At 73.3% G+C, this 16,480-nt stretch carries 17 protein-coding genes and 1 tRNA gene; 7 read left to right on the forward strand and 11 right to left on the reverse strand.

From position 1 onward, the window contains the following. Nucleotides 1-125: 125 nt before the first annotated feature. Both LQK89_RS12870 and LQK89_RS12875 read left to right on the forward strand, forming a co-directional pair. Entirely contained in the window at nucleotides 126-1,136 is a 1,011-nt protein-coding gene (locus tag LQK89_RS12870) for a LacI family DNA-binding transcriptional regulator (protein WP_331000549.1), read from the forward strand. 85 nt (nucleotides 1,137-1,221) lie between these two features. Next, nucleotides 1,222-2,634: a PepSY-associated TM helix domain-containing protein gene (locus LQK89_RS12875; RefSeq protein ID WP_231049326.1), complete on the forward strand. Its 1,413-nt coding sequence runs from the start codon at nucleotides 1,222-1,224 to the stop codon at nucleotides 2,632-2,634. A gap of 58 nt (nucleotides 2,635-2,692) precedes the next feature. Here LQK89_RS12875 and hxlA read toward each other — a convergent pair whose 3' ends face one another. Beyond that, nucleotides 2,693-3,331 carry a 3-hexulose-6-phosphate synthase gene (hxlA, locus tag LQK89_RS12880; protein ID WP_231049327.1) on the reverse strand — a complete coding sequence of 213 codons (639 nt, stop codon included), beginning with the start codon at nucleotides 3,329-3,331 and terminating at the stop codon, nucleotides 2,693-2,695. Between the two features lie 58 nt (nucleotides 3,332-3,389). Continuing rightward, complete coding sequence (hxlB, locus tag LQK89_RS12885; RefSeq protein ID WP_231049328.1) at nucleotides 3,390-3,962, reverse strand: 6-phospho-3-hexuloisomerase; 573 nt, start codon at nucleotides 3,960-3,962, stop codon at nucleotides 3,390-3,392. A gap of 116 nt (nucleotides 3,963-4,078) precedes the next feature. Between hxlB and LQK89_RS12890 the strand changes: the two genes are divergently transcribed. Next, on the forward strand, nucleotides 4,079-4,897 hold the full coding sequence (locus tag LQK89_RS12890) for a helix-turn-helix transcriptional regulator (protein ID WP_231049329.1): 819 nt from the start codon (nucleotides 4,079-4,081) through the stop codon (nucleotides 4,895-4,897). A gap of 58 nt (nucleotides 4,898-4,955) precedes the next feature. Here the strand turns inward: LQK89_RS12890 and LQK89_RS12895 are convergent, their stop codons facing one another. The 5 genes from LQK89_RS12895 to LQK89_RS12915 form a co-directional block, all read right to left on the reverse strand. Further along, the gene (locus LQK89_RS12895; RefSeq protein WP_058741178.1) at nucleotides 4,956-5,504 is read right to left on the reverse strand and encodes a GNAT family N-acetyltransferase; all 549 of its coding nucleotides are present in this window, start codon (nucleotides 5,502-5,504) and stop codon (nucleotides 4,956-4,958) included. Nucleotides 5,505-5,507: 3 nt separating this feature from the next. After that, nucleotides 5,508-5,592, reverse strand: a tRNA-Ser gene (locus LQK89_RS12900). Between the two features lie 63 nt (nucleotides 5,593-5,655). After that, the gene (locus LQK89_RS12905) at nucleotides 5,656-6,567 is read right to left on the reverse strand and encodes an HAD family hydrolase (RefSeq protein ID WP_231049330.1); all 912 of its coding nucleotides are present in this window, start codon (nucleotides 6,565-6,567) and stop codon (nucleotides 5,656-5,658) included. Then, a complete protein-coding gene (gene serS / locus LQK89_RS12910) occupies nucleotides 6,567-7,832 on the reverse strand; it encodes a serine--tRNA ligase (protein WP_231049331.1) in 1,266 nt (421 codons plus the stop codon). Before serS ends, LQK89_RS12905 begins: the two co-directional genes overlap by 1 nt. Before the next feature lie 70 nt (nucleotides 7,833-7,902). After that, nucleotides 7,903-8,379 (reverse strand): MarR family winged helix-turn-helix transcriptional regulator, encoded by a 477-nt coding sequence (locus LQK89_RS12915; protein ID WP_231049332.1) that lies wholly within the window; start codon nucleotides 8,377-8,379, stop codon nucleotides 7,903-7,905. A 61-nt stretch (nucleotides 8,380-8,440) separates the two neighbouring features. On the opposite strand from LQK89_RS12915, the gene LQK89_RS12920 reads away from it, so the two are divergent. Both LQK89_RS12920 and LQK89_RS12925 read left to right on the forward strand, forming a co-directional pair. Further along, a complete protein-coding gene (locus LQK89_RS12920; protein WP_231049333.1) occupies nucleotides 8,441-8,809 on the forward strand; it encodes a VOC family protein in 369 nt (122 codons plus the stop codon). Between the two features lie 41 nt (nucleotides 8,810-8,850). Continuing rightward, on the forward strand, nucleotides 8,851-9,933 hold the full coding sequence (locus tag LQK89_RS12925; protein ID WP_231049334.1) for a diacylglycerol/lipid kinase family protein: 1,083 nt from the start codon (nucleotides 8,851-8,853) through the stop codon (nucleotides 9,931-9,933). A gap of 33 nt (nucleotides 9,934-9,966) precedes the next feature. Here LQK89_RS12925 and pheA read toward each other — a convergent pair whose 3' ends face one another. The 4 genes from pheA to LQK89_RS12950 form a co-directional block, all read right to left on the reverse strand. Further along, nucleotides 9,967-10,923: a prephenate dehydratase gene (gene pheA, locus LQK89_RS12930; RefSeq protein WP_231049335.1), complete on the reverse strand. Its 957-nt coding sequence runs from the start codon at nucleotides 10,921-10,923 to the stop codon at nucleotides 9,967-9,969. 77 nt (nucleotides 10,924-11,000) lie between these two features. Then, on the reverse strand, nucleotides 11,001-12,035 hold the full coding sequence (locus tag LQK89_RS18120) for a bifunctional helix-turn-helix transcriptional regulator/GNAT family N-acetyltransferase (protein WP_331000550.1): 1,035 nt from the start codon (nucleotides 12,033-12,035) through the stop codon (nucleotides 11,001-11,003). A 9-nt stretch (nucleotides 12,036-12,044) separates the two neighbouring features. Beyond that, on the reverse strand, nucleotides 12,045-12,497 hold the full coding sequence (locus LQK89_RS12945) for a hypothetical protein (protein ID WP_231049336.1): 453 nt from the start codon (nucleotides 12,495-12,497) through the stop codon (nucleotides 12,045-12,047). Further along, nucleotides 12,494-13,792: a molybdopterin-dependent oxidoreductase gene (locus LQK89_RS12950; protein WP_231049337.1), complete on the reverse strand. Its 1,299-nt coding sequence runs from the start codon at nucleotides 13,790-13,792 to the stop codon at nucleotides 12,494-12,496. The genes LQK89_RS12945 and LQK89_RS12950 overlap by 4 nt, the downstream gene beginning before the upstream one ends. A gap of 54 nt (nucleotides 13,793-13,846) precedes the next feature. On the opposite strand from LQK89_RS12950, the gene LQK89_RS12955 reads away from it, so the two are divergent. Beyond that, a complete protein-coding gene (locus LQK89_RS12955) occupies nucleotides 13,847-15,331 on the forward strand; it encodes a glycosyltransferase family 87 protein (RefSeq protein ID WP_231049338.1) in 1,485 nt (494 codons plus the stop codon). Between the two features lie 101 nt (nucleotides 15,332-15,432). Next, nucleotides 15,433-16,479, forward strand: coding sequence for a GTP 3',8-cyclase MoaA (gene moaA / locus LQK89_RS12960; RefSeq protein ID WP_442874067.1), 1,047 nt, complete (start codon nucleotides 15,433-15,435; stop codon nucleotides 16,477-16,479). Nucleotide 16,480: the final 1 nt, after the last annotated feature.

Genomic DNA, 16,480 nt, shown 5'->3' on the forward strand with positions numbered 1-16,480 from the left:
CCACGGCTCCCGCCGCCCGCGACCTCCCCGCCCGTGCAACCCGTGCGGCCCGGCACCGTCACCCCGACGGCGCCGGGCCGCTCCGGTCGTCCCACCGGTCGACCGACCCGACGAAGGTGACCCCCGTGAGCGTGCCGACCACCCCGAAGGCGGTCACCCGCGCGGACGTCGCCCGGTACGCCGGGGTCAGCACCTCCGTCGTCAGCTACGTCGTGCACGACGGACCGCGACCGGTGGCCGCCGAGACCGCGGCCCGGGTGCGCGAGGCGATCCGGGTCCTCGGGTACCGGCCGAACGCCAGCGCGCAGGCCCTCCGGACCGGCTCGTCGAAGATGCTCGGCCTCATCGTGCCGGAGCTCGACAACCCGTTCTGGGCCGAGCTGGCGGTCGAGGTCACGCACGCCGCGGCGGCACGGGGCTACGACGTCCTGCTCGCGAACAGCGACGGCGACGCCCAGCTCGAGCGCGAACGCCTGCGCAGCCTGTCCGCCCGACAGGTCGACGGCATCATCGTGACGAGCATCATGACCCACCCCGACCTGTCCACCGTGACCGACCCCGGGATGCCGATGGTGCTCCTCAACACCTTCTTCGAGGTGCCCGAGTACGCGAGCATCGGTGTCGACGCCCTCCGCGGCGCGCGGGAGGGCACGCAGCACCTCGTCGAGCACGGCTACGACAGCATCGGGCTGATCATGGGCCACACCGGCTCGATGGAGCTCCGCGAGCAGGGGTGGATGCAGGCCCTGCGCGACGCGCGACTCCCCGACGGCCCGATCGTCCGCTGCTCGTTCGACCGCGCCGGCGGGTACGAGGCCGGCCTGCGGATGTTCGGCAGCAGCTCGGGCCCGCGCGCGGTGTTCGTCAGCTCGGACATGCAGGCGGTCGGTCTCCTCCGCGCCCTGTACGAACTCGGCCTCCGCGCACCGGACGACGTCGCGGTCGTGTCGTTCGACGGCGCCGCGGAGGCGGACTACACGAACCCGCAGCTCACGGTCGTCCGGCAGCCCATCGGGCGGATGGCGACGGCGGCCGTCGAGCGGGTGCTCACGCGCGACGCCGAGCACCGGCACCTCGACCTCGTCCCGGCCGACCTCGTCCTCGGCGCCAGCTGCGGCTGCGACGTCCGCCGGTAGCCGCGCCGGACTTTCTACATGTTGTAGAGTTCCCGGGTCGTCCGGCACGGTGCCGGACGCTCCGCCCGACAGGACCCGCGCCCCGATGCCCAGCACCGCTCCGCCGCCCTCCCGTGGCTGGCTCGCCCAGCTCCTCCTCCGCCTGCACTTCCTGGCGGCCCTGTTCGTGGGCCCGTTCGTCCTGGTCGCGGCGCTGTCCGGAGCGGTCTACGCCGTCGCCCCGTCGATCGAGCAGGTCGTGTACCGGCACGAGCTCACCGCGCCGTCCACCGCCGCGGCACGCCCCCTCGCCGACCAGGTCGCCGCAGCGCAGCGGTACGTCGCCGCCCACCACCCCGACGACACCGTCGTCGAGGTCCGTCCGGCGCCCGCGCCCGGCGACACCACCCGCGTGATGTTCACCGAGGCGGGACTGCTCGAGTCGCAGACCCGCGCCGTGTTCGTCGACCCGGGCGACGCGTCCGTCCGGGGCGACCTGCCCGTGTACGGCACCTCCGGCTCCCTGCCGTTCCGGACGTGGATCAGCACGGTGCACCGCAGCCTGTTCCTCGGCGACGTCGGTCGGCTCTACAGCGAGACCGCCGCGTCGTGGCTCGGGATCGTGTCGCTCGCCGGCATCGGGCTCTGGGCGTTCCGGCTCCGCACGGCCCGACGGAAGCGCGAGCTCGTCGTCCCGGCCACCCGCCTGCGTGGGTACCGCCGCACCTTCTCGTGGCACGCGGCGACCGGCGCGTGGGTGCTCCTCGGCGCGCTCTTCCTGTCGGCGACGGGCATCACGTGGTCGCACTTCGCGGGCGACAACGTGACCGCGCTCCGTTCGGCGCTCAGCTGGCAGGCGCCGACCGTGGACACCGCGCTCGGCGGCGCGGCGGCGATGGGCATGACGGCCGGCGAGCACGCCGGGCACCACGGGTCCGCCGCGGCACCGGTGGGCTCCCGCGCGACCGTCACACCCGAGCAGTTCGACGAGGTCCTGGCCGTCGCCCGGTCGGCCGACGTGCACGCCGCCGAGGTCCGCATCCGGCCCGCGGCGACGACCGACCAGGCGTGGACCGTCGAGGAGATCAAGCTCAGCTGGCCGGTCGCGATGAACGCCGTCGCGGTCGACCCGACGACGATGACCGCGGTGTCGCAGGTCACCTGGGACGACTACCCGCTCATGGCGAAGGCCGCGAAGCTCGGCATCAACACCCACATGGGCGCGCTGTTCGGGCTGCCGAACCAGCTCGTGCTGCTCGCGGCGGCGCTCGGCATCGCCGCGATGGTCGTCCTCGGCTACGTGATGTGGTGGCAGCGACGGACGCCCGGCACGCGCGTCGGCCGCGCGCCCGCCGACGGCGCGCTCGCACGCGCACCGTGGTGGGGTGCGATCGCCGTCGTCGCCGTCGCGATCGGGCTCGCGCTGCTGCTGCCCGTCGTCGGGGTCACCCTGCTCGGGTTCCTGCTGGTCGACGCGTTGGTCACCGCGTTCCGGTCACGTCCCGGGGCGACCCGGTGACGGACGGGAGGCTCGTGGCGACCCCGCCACGAGCCTCCCGTCCGTCAGGTGGTGCCGGTCAGGCGGCCGACTGCTCCGTGATCGCGTCGCGGAGCGCCTTCGCGGCAGCGGCCACGTCGTCGGCGCTGTAGATCGCGCTGCCGGCGACCGCGATGCGGGCGCCGGACGCCTGGACGGCAGCGATGGTGTCGGTCGTGATGCCACCGGCGACCGAGAACGGCACACCGGACGCCTCGCCGTCGTGCAGGAGCGTCTCGAACGTGAAGCCCTCCTCGGCCTGCTCGTCGAGGCCGGCGTGCATCTCTACGAAGGTGGCGCCGAGCGCGACGACCTCCTTCGCGCGGGCGGCCTTGTCCTCGACGCCGATCAGGTCGACGACGACGCCCTTGCCGTGCGCCTCGGCTGCCTTGACGGCGCCGGCGATGGTGCTGTCGCCCGCGACGCCGAGCACGGTGACGAGGTCGGCGCCGGCGTCGAACGCGATGCCCGCCTCGAGCTCACCGGCGTCCATCGTCTTGAGGTCCGCGAACACGGTCTTGTCGGGGTGCGCCTGCTTGATCGCGGTGATCGCCGACAGGCCCGCGCTCTTGATCAGGGGCGTGCCGAGCTCGATGACGTCGACGTACGGCGCGGCCTTGCCGGCGAGGTCGAGGGCGTCCTCGGTGGTCAGGGTGTCCATGGCGAACTGGAGCTGCATGGTGGTGTCCTTCCGGTGGTGGTTCGTGGGGGTCTCGGTGCCGGTCGCGCGCGCGGCGTCACTCGAGGTTCGCGTGGCGGGGCCACAGCTCGTCGGCGGAGCGGCCGCCGCGCTGCCAGAGCGCGTGGAACAGGGCGTCCCCGAGCAGGGCGACACCCTGCTCGAAAAGACTCCCGGCGTACTGCGCCGACGCGGTGCCGGAGCGGTCGGTCTTCGTCGCGGCGGGGAGCACGAGCGTGGCCTCGGCGACCGCGGCCAGCGGCGAGTCGTCGGTCGTGCTCACCGCGAGCACCCGGGCGCCGACGTCGGCCGCGGTCCGTGCGGCCTGCACGATGCCGCCGGTCGTGCCGGAGCCGCTCGCGACGAGGAGCACGTCGCTGCGTCCGATCGCCGGGGTCGTGACCTCGCCGACGACGTGCACGCGCAGTCCGAGGTGCATGAGTCGCATCGCGGTCATCCGGAGCGCGAGCCCCGAGCGGCCGGCACCGTGCACGAAGACGCGGTCGGCGTCGGTGAGCAGGGTCAGCGCGCGCTCGAACGGGGCCTGGTCGGCGGCGCGGACGGTGTCGACGAGGGCGCGGAGCTCGTCGGCGACGAGTCCGAGGGCGTCGGCGGTGCTGCTGTTGTGCATGGCCACGATGCTGCTCCGGTCATGGTGTGCGTGCCGCTGCCCGGCCGGGCGGTCACCCCGTCCGATCGGGTGGGCGTGTAGCGACCGGCAGGGTGGGGCGGGTAGGTTCAGTCGCCGTGACGGACACCCCTGCAAGTCGATCAGCCGCGTCGGAGCACGCCCGCACGGTCGCCGAGCAGGCCGACCGGCACGCCCTGACGCTCGAATCCGTCCTCGCGGTGCTCCGCTCCCCCCGGTTGTCCGACACCGCGGCCCGCGCCGAGGCCGTCGAGATCGCCTCGGCCGCGCTCGTCGACCTCCGGACCGTGACGGACCGGCAGCGCAGCACGTTGCTCGAGCCCGTCACGGGGGCGTTCTCCCGACTGCGGGCCGACCTGCGCCCGCTCGTCCGGTTCGGCGACCTCGACGTGCAGTTCGTCGAACCGCCCGCCACCGGTCGCGCGCTCCCCGGAGCCGTCGCGCACGGTGCCCGCGCGATCGTCCGGACGGCGGTGCTCGCGCTCGTCGACGACGGCGCCGCGCGGCGGGTGCGGATCCAGTGGGACTGCGACGGTCGGAACCTGCTCGTGCAGCTCCGCGACGACGGCGCCGGCACGCTCGACGTGCACGACGACGCCGTCCGACCGATCGCCGAGCGGGTCGTCGCCCTCGACGGAACCCTGCAGGTCGACTCGACGCCCGGATGGGGCTCGACGCTCGACATCACGCTCCCCCTCGACCCGGCGCCGGGCACGGTCGACCTGCCCACGGACACCGACCTGACCGCGCGGGAGCGCGACGTGCTCCGGCTCGTCGTCACCGGCGTGGGCAACCGCGAGATCGCCGACGGGCTCGGCATCAGCCCGAACACGGTGAAGTACCACGTGGCGAACCTGCTCCGGAAGCACGGCGCCCGGACCCGCGCGGAGCTCGCCGCCCTCGGCGCGCGGCCCTGATCCGCGACCTCTCGCGCTGAGCGACACCTCACGGGAGCGCGAGCGCGTGAGGTGTCGCTCAGCGCGTGAGGTCCGCGGCGTCGCCCGGCGCCAGCACCTGGAACATGACGTGGTCGCGCCACTCGCCCGCGATGCGGATGTACTGCGGCGCGAGCCCGTACCGGGTGAACCCGTTCCGCTCGAGCGCCCGCTGCGACGCGGTGTTCTCCGGCAGGGTCTCGGCCTGCACCCGGTGCAGCCCGAGCGCACCGAACGCGTGCGCCACCGCGAGCCCGACCGCCCGCGTCGCGTGCCCCTGCCGGACCCGGTCCGCACGCACCCAGTACCCGAGCGCGCACGACTGCAGGGCACCGCGGGTCACGCCGCTCAGGGTGATCCGGCCGAGCAGCTCGTCGTCGTCCCCGACGATCACGAAGGGCACCGACCCGCCGGTCCGCGCCGCCGCGAGCAGCCCGCCGATCGTCGCGCGCTGCCCGGCCTCGGTGAAGTAGCTCTCCGGTCGCGTCGGCTCGAACGGCCGCAGGTGGTCGGCGCTCGCGCTCACGATCGCGGCGAGCTCGGCGGCGTCGGCCAGCTCGACCGGTCGGAGGCGGGTCCCGGTGCTCATGTGCGGAGGGTGTGGGATTCGAACCCACGAGACATCACTGCCCACCTGTTTTCAAGACAGGCTCCATCGGCCGCTCGGACAACCCTCCAGCGACGCGACCACGTGGCGAGACGTGGTCGCGTCCCGAGGAGTCTAGCGGCCCCGCCGACCGTCAGCGCGGGAGCGTGTCGAGCGCCGCGGCCAGACCGTCGTCGGTGACCCCGCCGGTCAGCTCGTTGCCCGCGTCGACGACGTCGGACGGGGCCTGCCCCATGACGACCCCGCGCCCGGAGGTCGACGCCCACCGGAGCATGTCGATGTCGTTCCGCCCGTCGCCGGCCGCCATGACCCGGGAGCGCGGGATGTCGAGCCACTCGCGCACACGCTCCATCGCGGTGGCCTTCGTCACGCCTTCTGGTGCGATGTCGAGCCACGACGTCCAGCCGACCGAGTAGGACACCTTGTGCAGGCCCATCCGCTCGACGACCTGCAGGAAGTCCTCGGTGTCGTGTCCGGGCGAGATGACGACCACGCGCGTGGCCTCGACCCCGAGCAGCCGCTCGAAGGGGACGTGCTCGCCGGAGACCGTCATGGTGTCGTCGGGGAAGTTGCCGGACAGCAGGAAGTGGCCGGTCTCGTCCTCCACGCCGAACGCCGCGTTCTCGAGTGCGCCGTGGATGGTCTGCAACACCTCGGACGGGTCGAAGCGCTCGACGTGCACGCGATCGTAACCGCCGTCCTCGCGGCGCCCCAGGATCAGCGCCCCGTTCGCGCAGACGAGGTACTTCGGGCGGATGCCGAGCGTCTCGAGCAGCGGCACCGTCATGCCCTCGCTGCGACCGGTGGACAGCATGACCTCGTGCCCGGCGGCCTCGGCATCGCGCACGGCGGCCACGACGGCGTCGGTGATGACCCCGTCCTCGCGCATCGTCGTGCCGTCGACGTCGAGCGCCACGAGCCACCGCTTCGTCCGAGCCGGAGCACCAGCAGCGCCGGCCGCACCGGCGCCGAGTCCAGCAGCGCCGGCGCCGCCTGCGCCGCCGCCCTGCGCCGACGCGTCCACGAACCGCCCCGCGGTGCTCATCAGGGTGCGATCACCTCGACGCCGCCCAGGTACGGCCGGAGCACCTCGGGCACGACGACCGAACCGTCCTCTTGTTGGTGCGTCTCGAGGATCGCGACGATCCACCGGGTGGTGGCGAGGGTGCCGTTGAGCGTCGCGACCGGGGCGGTCTTGCCGCTCTCGGTGCGGTACCGGGTGTCCAGGCGACGGGCCTGGAACGTGGTGCAGTTCGAGGTCGAGGTCAGCTCGCGGAAGGTGCCCTGCGTCGGGACCCACGCCTCGATGTCGTACTTCCGCGCAGCACTCGTGCCGAGGTCGCCGCCGGCGACGTCGATGACGCGGTAGTGCAGTCCGAGGTCCTGCATCATCGACTCCTGCAGCGCGACCAGGCGCTGGTGCTCCGCCTCGGCGTGCTCGGGCAGGACGTACGAGAACATCTCGAGCTTGTTGAACTGGTGCACGCGGAGGATGCCGCGGTTGTCCTTGCCTGCCGACCCGGCCTCGCGCCGGTAGCAGGTCGACCAGCCGGCGTACCGGATGCCCTCGCCCGACTCAGGGAACGACAGGATCTCGTCGGCGTGGAACCCGGCGAGGGCGACCTCGCTCGTGCCGGTCAGGTACAGGTCGTCGGCCTCGAGCCGGTAGACCTCGGCCGCGTGCTCGCCGAGGAACCCGGTGCCCGCCATGGTCTCCGGGCGCACGAGCGTCGGGGTGATGAGCGGCTCGAACCCGTGCTGGACCGCGCGGTCGAGCCCGAGGTTCATGAGCGCGATCTCGAGGCGGGCGCCGAGGCCGCGCAGGAAGTAGAAGCGCGAACCCGAGACCTTGACGCCGCGCGGGATGTCGATGATGCCGAGGTGCTCGCCGAGGTCGGCGTGGTCCTTCGGCTCGAACGAGAACGTCGGCTTCGTGCCGACCGTGCGGAGCGTGACGAAGTCGTCCTCGCCACCCTTGGGCACGTCCGGCAGCACGACGTTCGGGATCGAACGGACGACGCGGTCGAACGACTCCTCGGCCGCGGTGACCTCGGCCTGCGCCTCCTTGACCTGCGCGGCGAGCGCCTGCGCCTGCTGCACGAGGGCGGCCTTCTCGTCCTTCGGGGCCTTCGCGACGGTCTTGCCGAAGGCGTTCTGCTCGGCGCGGAGCGCCTCGAACGCCGTGATCGCCGCGCGGCGCGCCGCATCCGCCGCCACCGCGTCGTCGACGACCGACACGGAGGCGCCGCGCGCCTCCTGCGAAGCCTTGATGACGTCCGGGTGGTCGCGCAGCAGCTGGAGATCGATCACCGGTTCATCCTAGGGGGACCCGGTGACGGACCGGAGGCCCGTGGCGGCGCTGCCACGGGCCTCCAGTCCGTCATCCGGTCGCGTCCGTCGACGGGTCGTCCCGCAGGGCGGCGACCATCCCGCGGAGCAGGCGGAAGGCCGCTGCGCGGCCCGCCTCGTCGAGGTCCCGGGTCATCCGGAGCTCGACCTCGCGGACGGCGGCGCTCGCACGCTCGCGCTGCCGTCGGCCCGCCGCCGTGAGGCGCGTCGGCAGCACCTTGCCCGCTGTCGGCGTCGCGGCCCGCTCGACGACGCCGTCCCGCTCGAGCTGCTGCAGGAGCGTGTTCATCGACTGCCGGGTGACGAAGGTGCCGCGCGCGAGCTCGGAGTTCGACATGCCGGGGCGCTGCGCGAGCAGTTCGAGGCACGAGTAGTGCGTGATCGTCATGCCGAACGGGCGGAGGGCGTCCTCCATGGCGGCGCGGAGGGCACTCGCGGCCTCCTTGAGGACGTAGCCGACGGAGGAGTCGAGGTCGATGCGTTCGTCGTGTCGATCGTCTTGACGCATGTCAGGAGTCTGACATAGTGTCTGCGTGTCAGACAACTGACACACAACGAAGGAGCACACCATGACCGCCACCGGGATCGACTTCACCTCGCTGCAGGTCCGCGACCTCGACGCCGCACAGGCGTTCTACGAGCGGTACCTCGGGCTCGTCCGCTCCCCCGCCGGCCCGCCGCACGCCGTCGTGTTCCAGACCGAGCCGATCGCGTTCGCACTGCGTGACGTGGTCCCCGGCACCGACCTGGACGCCGCCCACCAGCCGGGCCTCGGGGTGGCGCTGTGGTTCCACGCGACCGACGTCCAGGCGACCCACGACGCGCTCGTCGCCGACGGGCACACGATCATCACCGCACCGTTCGACGGCCCCTTCGGTCGGACCTTCACGTTCGCCGACCCCGACGGCTACCACGTGACGCTCCACGACGGACGCTGACGCCCGTCCGCTCGCAGGGCGCGGTCGGTAACGTCGTGGGCATGTCGACCCCATCGGAGACCGCGCCCGCGGACCAGGACGCCCTCCCGACCGAACAGAAGACGGCCGCCGTCGTCTACAACCCGGTCAAGGTGCACCTGGAGACCCTGAAGAGCACCGTCGCGAAGCACCAGCAGGAAGCGGGCTGGGCCGAGACCCTGTGGTTCGAGACCACCGAGGAGGACCCGGGCGGCGGCATGACGAAGGCCGCTCTCGAGGCCGGGGCCGACGTCGTCGCCGCGGCCGGTGGGGACGGCACCGTGCGCGCCGTCGCCGAGGTCGTCCACGGTTCCGGCGCGGCGCTCGCCCTGCTGCCGAGCGGGACGGGCAACCTGCTCGCGCGCAACATCCCCTCGCCGATCGACGACCTGGGCGCGAGCGTCCGGACGATCTTCCGCGGCGAGGACCGCCCGATCGACATCGGCGAGGTCCAGGTCGAACGCCCCGACGGCAGCCGCGAGCAGTTCGGGTTCGTCGTGATGGCCGGCCTCGGCCTGGACGCCCGCATGCTCGTGAACACGAAGCCCGAGCTCAAGAAGAAGGTCGGCTGGCTCGCCTACGTCGACTCGCTCTTCCGCTCGGTGCGCGACGCCGACGCGTTCGAGTTCCGGTACCGGCTGGACGGCGAGAGCAACCAGTCGGTGCGCGCGCACTCCCTGATCGTCGGCAACTGCGGCATGCTGCAGGCCGGCGCGACGCTGCTGCCGGACGCCGAGATCGACGACGGCGTCTTCGACATCGTGGTCATGCGTCCCCGCGGCTTCTTCGGCTGGGTGCGGATCGGCGCCCGGGTGTTCTGGGAGAACGCGATCCTGCGCTCGTTCCAGCGCTCGAAGATCGGGCAGACCCAGGTCGGCAAGCGCATCGCGACCGCGGCCCGCGAGGAGCGCCCGCTGCGCTACCTGCGCGGCGAGGAGTTCGTGGCACGCCTCGAGCGGCCGGACGAGTTCGAGATCGACGGCGATCCGGTGGGCGAGGTCGTCGCGTTCCGGGCGAAGATCGACGCCGGCGGGCTCCGGGTCCGGGTCGCCGGGCCGCAGGACCAGACGCGCAACACCCGGCGGGTCGAGGACGCGCACAGCTGACGTGGGCCGGGCGGCGGCCCCGCGCCGCCGTGGTCAGTCGGCGTCGGGCTCGCCGGAGACGATCGCGCGCAGCCAGTCCCGAGCCTCGACGAACGCCTCGTCGGAGTAGCGCGCCGACACCTCCGGCCGGAACCCGTCCGCCCGCGGGTACGACCCGAGGAACGTCACGCGCGGGCTGAACCGCCGCAGGCCGAGCAGCGCGTCCGCCACCCGCTCGTCGTGCACGTGGCCGTCCAGGTCGATGACGAACCGGTAGCGCCCGAGCTCGTCACCGATCGGCCGCGAGGACAGCAGCCCCATGTTGATGCCCCGCGTCGCGAACTGCTCGAGCATGTCGACGAGCGCACCGGGATGGTCCGCCGGCAGCTCCACGATGACGCTCGTCTTGTCGGCCCCGGTCCGCGGCGGGATCGCCAGCGTCCGCGACACGAGCACGAACCGGGTCACCGCCGACGCGTTGTCCCCGATGGACGACGCGAGCACCGCGAGGTCGTGGTGGTCGGTGATCCCGGGCGGGGCGACCGCGGCGTCCGCGACCGGGTGCTCGTCGAGCAGGGCGGTCGCGGCGGCGACGTTCGACGACGCCGGGATGTGCCCGTGCCCGCGCAGGTTCGCCTCGAGCCAGCGGTGGGTCTGGGCGTAGGCGACCGGGTGTGCGTTCACGGTACGGACGTCCGTCAGGGCCGTGCCGTGCCGTGCGACGAGCACGAAGTCGACCGGCACCAGGTACTCGCCGACGATGCGGACACCGGGGATGCGGGCGAGGGCGTCCTGCGTGGCGCTGACCCCGCCGTCGACGCTGTTCTCGATCGCGATCACGGCGCCGACGGACCGCCCGGTGACGACGTCGTCGAGCGCCTCGCCCACGTTGTTCACGCTGCGCCAGGGCTTGCCGGCGGCGGCGTCGACGAGCTTCAGGGCCGCCTCGGTGAAGGTGCCGGCGGGTCCGAGGTACGAGTAGGTGTCGGTCGGCTCGGCGCGCTCGGTCATGGCTCCGAGCCTACTGGTGTACCAGTCGCATCACGCCGACGCGAACCGAGACGTCACGCCGGCCCGGACCGTGCTCGTCACATCCGGACGAGCAGCGTGTCCGAGTCGCCGTTCCGCCCCACGGTCCGGAAGCCGGCCCGCTCGTACAGGATCCGCGCCCCGGTGTTCCCGTCCTCGACACTCAGGCTGATCCCGGGCCACCCCGCAGCCCGTCCGGCGTCGAGCAGCCGCGCGAGGAGCGCTCCCCCGACACCGCGTCCGCGAACCCGGACGTCGACGGCGATCGTCAGCTCGGGCACGTCCGCGGCGACGAACCCGTACCCGGGGTCGTCCTCCGGCAGGAACCGCGCCCACGCCACCCCGACCGGGCCGTCCCCGTCCACCGCGACGACGCCGCGGTCCCGGGCCGGGTCGAACCCGTCGAAGTAGTGCGCGAACTCGGGGCGGTCGAGGTCGGCGTCCGTGAACGTCTCGGTCCGCCAGTTCATCGCCCGGAGCGTCGCCCGGCGCAGGAGCGGTCCGTCGTCGGCGGTGGCGTCGCGGAACAGCACCCCGGGGACCTCGGGCAGACCGGCGTCGGCGTCCGCGCCGGTCAGCCGCGCCTCACAGAGCGCCTCTTCCCCCCGCGGGTACGTCAGCGCGGCGAACCGCCCCTCGGGGTCGAGCCGGCCGAGGAGCGCCCGGGTGATCCCGTCGAGCTGCGCGACCTGCTCGTCGGCGAGCGCGTCGATCACGTAGCGGCGCGCGGTCCGGACGTGCTCCGGCGCAGCCTGCACGATCGTGTCGTACCCGGCGGCGGTCAGTCGGACGTCGGTCGCCCGCCGGTCGTCGACCGACGGGCACCGGGACACGAGACCGCGCTTCTCGAGCCGGGACACGACGTGCGACAGGCGCGGGAGCGAGGCGTTGGTGGCCGCGGCGAGCGCCGACATCCGGAGCGTGCGCGACTCCGTCTCGGACAGCATGGCGACGACCATGTAGTCGAAGTGGGTCAGGTCAGCGTCCCGCTGCAGCTGCTGGTCGAGCGCCGCGGGCAGGAGCTCCATGACGGCGACGAGCTTCATCCAGGCGCGCAGCTGGTCGCGCGTCAGCCACGGGGTCTCGTCGGTCATTCCCTCATGCTACCGATTGGTTGTCGCTGCAACCAGTGGTCTGCGCCGGCGGGCCAGGACGAGCCCGACGACGAGGACCGCGATGACCACCGCGAGCAGGACCCCCTCGACGACGAGCAGCCGGGTCGTGTAGTCGAACGGCAGCACCGTCGGGTTCTTCTGCCCGTGCGCCTTCGCGGCGATCTCCGGCACCACGACGAGCGCGAGCACGCTCCCGAGCACGACGGCCGCCTGCACCGTGACGAGCACCCAGACGCGCAGCGACCGCCCGGCCCGGCGGAGCAGCAGCCCCGCGCCGACGACGAACGGCGACAGCAGGACGTCGTGCAGCAGGACGGCTGCGACGAGCCACGTCACGAGCCCCCAGATGCGCTCCGGCCGCACGGTCGTGACCATCGTCCACGCGCCGAACGCCATCACGAGCACGCCCACCAGGACGAGCACGGTCCTCGCGGCCCTCATCGGATCACCTCGATCTTCCCGATCCACTTCGTCTGCAGGACGCCGGGTCGCCCCGGCGCGATGACCCGGGCGGGGAACCCGTGGTCCAGGTCGAGCGTCGCGCCGTTCAGCTCGAGCGCGACGAGCGTCGTCGGGTCGGCGGCGTACTCGGGCCCCATCTCGGTCACGCGGTAGCCGCCGCTCCGCTCGAGGCTCGTGATCCGCAGCGGCGACGCCGGGTCGGCCTGCACGGTCTCGAGCAGGTCGCGCATCCGCACGCCCTTCCAGGTCGCCGTCTGGCTCCACCCCTCGACGCACGCGATCGGCAGCTCGGCCGTCGTGGTGCCGAGGGCGACGAGCTCGGCCCGCGAGAACGTCCGGCTCATCCCCGGCCCGACGACGGTCAGCGTCCAGTCCGCGGCGGTGGCGGTCGCCAGCACACCGGCGGCGCGCGCGGTGCGGTTCACCGGCAGGTCGTCCGGACCGAGGTGCCGCTGGCGCGCCCCGAACACGTTGAGCGGTTCGAGCAGTCGCGTGGACTGCCCGGCGGTGAGCGCGACGACGCCGACGGTCGCCGCCGTCACGCCCGCCACGAACCCGCGTCGGGCGATGCGCTCGCGCCCGCCGTCGGTCGCCGCCACGGCCGGACGGGAGGCACGCCCCGCCTCCGCCTCGTCGGCCGCGGCCGGCACGCCGTCCACCCACCGCAGCAGGCGGCCGGTCAGGCCGCGGGGGTACGGGGCGGACGCGCCACGATCCTCCACGCCGGTGTCGGGGAGCAGCTCGCTGCCCACCGTCGGGTCCGCGACGAACCGGCCGTCGGCGTCGTACGCGTCGCGTGCGCGCCAGTAGCGCGCGATGATCCGCAGCTTGACGCCGACGTGCACGACGAGCGACCCGATGATCACGTAGGCCAGCGCGTTGTGCACCTGCCGGAACGGGAACGGCCACGGGTACCACTGGTACGTGTTCACGAGCCCGGTCCCGACCTGGACGATCGCGGCCGACACGAGCACGGCGATCGACAGGCGTTCGAGCAGGTGCAGCACGCCGCGGACGGGCGGCGTCTGCGCGAGCGCGGGCATCACCGCGTTCAGCTTGGCGAGCAGGAGCGGGATGATCGCGATGCCTGCGGTGATGTGCAGGCCCTGCGTGAACTGGTACAGCTGCACGGGCCGGGTCGGGAAGCGCATCCCGGGTAGCGGGTCCTGCAGCAGGTGGCTGTACACGCCGGTGCCGAAGCACACCAGGAACGCGATGCCGAGCAGCCGGCCCCAGACGACGGCCGAGCGGGCGTTCCGGTTCGGCGACGCCATCGCGGATCGTGCGTCCAGCAGCAGCCGTCGCACGATCGGTAGCCTCGGGCCACGATGAACGAACGACTGCGCGCCGTCCCGCTGCCCACCAGGACCGGCGTCCTGCCGACCGTGGTCGCCGTCGTGGGCGTGCTGGCGCTGGCGGGTGTCATCGCCTTCGGCATCACGCATCTGGGGTTCCTCCGTGCCGGTCATCGTGCACCATTCGTTGCGTGGACGCTCATCGCTTGGGCGGTCTTCGCCGGAGCCGTCCTCGCGCTCCGCTGGGTACCCGGTGCCTGGGTGACCCGGATCGTCCTCGGCGGGGCGGTCGTGGTCGGGGTCGCGGCGCTCGTCGGTCCGCCGAACACCAGCACCGACTCTGCCCGGTACGCCTGGGACGGCATCGTGCAGCACGCGGGGATCTCCCCCTACGCGCACACGCCGCAGTCCGGCGCACTGGCCGGTCTGCGTCCCGACTGGCTGTTCCCGGACAAGATCGACGGCACGTGCAAGCCCCTCGAGCCGCGGATGCGCGGGCTCGGTGACGGCGCCGACGGGCACTGCGTGGCGATCAACCGGCCGGACGTCGTGACGATCTACCCGCCGATGGCGCAGCTGTGGTTCGCCGCGGTCCGCGCGTTCGTGCCCACGACCGCGCAGTACATGCCGTTCCAGGTCGCTGGGCTGCTCGTCTCCCTGGGCGTCACGGTCGGGCTCGTCGTGACCCTGCGCCGCCTCGGTCGGCCGACCTGGTGGGCCGCGCTCTGGGCGTGGTCGCCGCTCGTCGCGTCCGAGGCGGTCACGAACTCGCACGTCGACGTGCTCGGTGCCGCGCTCGCGACGGCCGGTGTGGTGCTCGTCGCCTTCGGACGGCCGGTCTGGGGCGGCATCGCGCTCGGGGCGGCGACCGCGACGAAGCTCATCCCGGCGATCGTGTACCCCCCGCTCCTCGGCCGGTGGCGGCACTGGTGGGCGATCCCGGTCGGGATCGTCGTCTTCGGACTGCTCTACGTGCCGTACGTCCTGAGCACCGGCGTCAAGGTCCTCGGCTACCTGCCCGGCTACCTGTCCGAGGAGGGCTACGAGGACGGCTCCCGCTTCGCCCTGGTCTCCCTGCTCGTCCCCGGCGACGGCGCCACGGTCGTCGTGGGGCTCGTCGTGCTGCTCGCGGCCGTCGTCGCCTGGCGCCTCGCGGACCCCGCCCGGCCGTGGTCCGGCGAGGTCCTGATGATCGGCGTGACGTTCCTCGCGGTGACCCCGCGCTACCCCTGGTACGCGCTGCTCCTCATCCCGTTCGTGGTGCTGTCCGGCCGATGGGAGTGGCTGTCCCTCGGGCTCGCGATCGCCCTCCGCGGGGTGTGGCCCTCGGCCGACGCCTTCCGCTGGTGGCTCGGCGCCGCGGTGCTCGTGATCGTGGTGGTCACGGTCGTCCGGACCGACCGTGACGAGTGGCGACGGTGGGGCCGACGGCTCGACCCGCGGCGGTGGCGGCAGACGGACAGCGGAACCGACGGCGGACCGGAGGGTCGGCGGCGCCCGGTAGCATCGGCCCGGTGACGGCGAGGATCCTGCCCGCGACGGGCGAACGGCCCACGACGGGTGCGCCTGCGGTGCTCCCTGCGGCGGGTGCAGCGGCGTCCGTACCGGTCGCCTCGCTCCTGCGCCGCGTGCGCAGCGGCTCGGCCGACCTGCCGCCCCGGCCGGCCGACGAACCGGCACTGCTCGACCGCTTCGGCCGCACCGCCGTCGACCTGCGCGTCTCGCTGACCGAGCGCTGCAACCTCCGCTGCACCTACTGCATGCCGGCCGAGGGGCTGCCCGTCATCCCCTCCGACGCCCTGATGACCGCGGACGAGATCGACCGGCTCGTGGGCCTCTCCGCCGCCCGGCTCGGCGTCCGCAAGGTCCGCTTCACGGGCGGCGAACCGCTCCTGCGCGCCGACCTCGTCGACATCGTCCGCCGGTGCGCCGCGCACGACGTCGAGCTCTCCCTGACCACCAACGCGATCGGCCTCGCGAACCGCGCGCAGGCCCTGGCGGACGCCGGGCTCCGACGCGTCAACGTCTCGCTCGACACCGTCGACCCGGACGTCTTCGCCGAGGTCACCCGCCGCCCGTTCCTGGACCGCGTGCTCGAGGGCATCGCGGCCGCGGCCGACGCCGGCCTCGGCGTGAAGGTCAACGCGGTGCTCCTCCGCGGCGTGAACGACCACCTCGCGGCGGACCTGCTCGCCTGGTGCCTCGAGCGCGGCCACGAGCTCCGGTTCATCGAGCAGATGCCCCTCGACCCCGGGCACGCCTGGGACGGCGCGACGATGGTCACCGCGACGGAGACCCGGGCGCTCCTCGGCGAGCGCTTCGTGCTCACCCCGGACGAGGCCCCGCGGGACGGCGCCCCGGCCGAGCGCTACCGCGTCTCCACCCACGACGGCGAACCGCTCGGGACCGTCGGCGTCATCGCGAGCATCACCGAGTCCTTCTGCGCCGACTGCACCCGCACCCGTCTGACCGCCGAGGGCCACGTCCGCTCGTGCCTGTTCTCCGACGACGAGGTCGACCTGCTCGGTCCGCTGCGCGCCGGTGCCGACGACGACACCCTGCTCGACACGTGGCGGCGCGCGATGTGGGCGAAGCCCCGCGACCACGGCGACGACGTGGACGGCATCGTGCACCCGTCCCGCGGCATGAGCGCGATCGGGGGCTGAC

Source organism: Curtobacterium sp. C1 (assembly GCF_021049325.1).
Classification (GTDB): domain Bacteria; phylum Actinomycetota; class Actinomycetes; order Actinomycetales; family Microbacteriaceae; genus Curtobacterium; species Curtobacterium citreum.

Bases quoted from the DNA above. Each gene is read 5' to 3' on its own strand.
- LQK89_RS12905 (WP_231049330.1), bottom strand. From the start codon at position 6,567: ATGAGCACCGCGGGGCGGTTCGTGGACGCGTCGGCGCAGGGCGGCGGC.
- LQK89_RS12945 (WP_231049336.1), bottom strand. From the start codon at position 12,497: ATGAGGGCCGCGAGGACCGTGCTCGTCCTGGTGGGCGTGCTCGTGATG.
- LQK89_RS12950 (WP_231049337.1), bottom strand. From the start codon at position 13,792: ATGGCGTCGCCGAACCGGAACGCCCGCTCGGCCGTCGTCTGGGGCCGG.
- LQK89_RS12895 (WP_058741178.1), bottom strand. From the start codon at position 5,504: ATGAGCACCGGGACCCGCCTCCGACCGGTCGAGCTGGCCGACGCCGCC.
- pheA (WP_231049335.1), bottom strand. From the start codon at position 10,923: ATGACCGAGCGCGCCGAGCCGACCGACACCTACTCGTACCTCGGACCC.
- hxlB (WP_231049328.1), bottom strand. From the start codon at position 3,962: ATGCACAACAGCAGCACCGCCGACGCCCTCGGACTCGTCGCCGACGAG.
- LQK89_RS18120 (WP_331000550.1), bottom strand. From the start codon at position 12,035: ATGACCGACGAGACCCCGTGGCTGACGCGCGACCAGCTGCGCGCCTGG.
- LQK89_RS12875 (WP_231049326.1), top strand. From the start codon at position 1,222: ATGCCCAGCACCGCTCCGCCGCCCTCCCGTGGCTGGCTCGCCCAGCTC.
- LQK89_RS12920 (WP_231049333.1), top strand. From the start codon at position 8,441: ATGACCGCCACCGGGATCGACTTCACCTCGCTGCAGGTCCGCGACCTC.
- LQK89_RS12925 (WP_231049334.1), top strand. From the start codon at position 8,851: ATGTCGACCCCATCGGAGACCGCGCCCGCGGACCAGGACGCCCTCCCG.
- hxlA (WP_231049327.1), bottom strand. From the start codon at position 3,331: ATGCAGCTCCAGTTCGCCATGGACACCCTGACCACCGAGGACGCCCTC.
- LQK89_RS12915 (WP_231049332.1), bottom strand. From the start codon at position 8,379: ATGCGTCAAGACGATCGACACGACGAACGCATCGACCTCGACTCCTCC.
- LQK89_RS12955 (WP_231049338.1), top strand. From the start codon at position 13,847: ATGAACGAACGACTGCGCGCCGTCCCGCTGCCCACCAGGACCGGCGTC.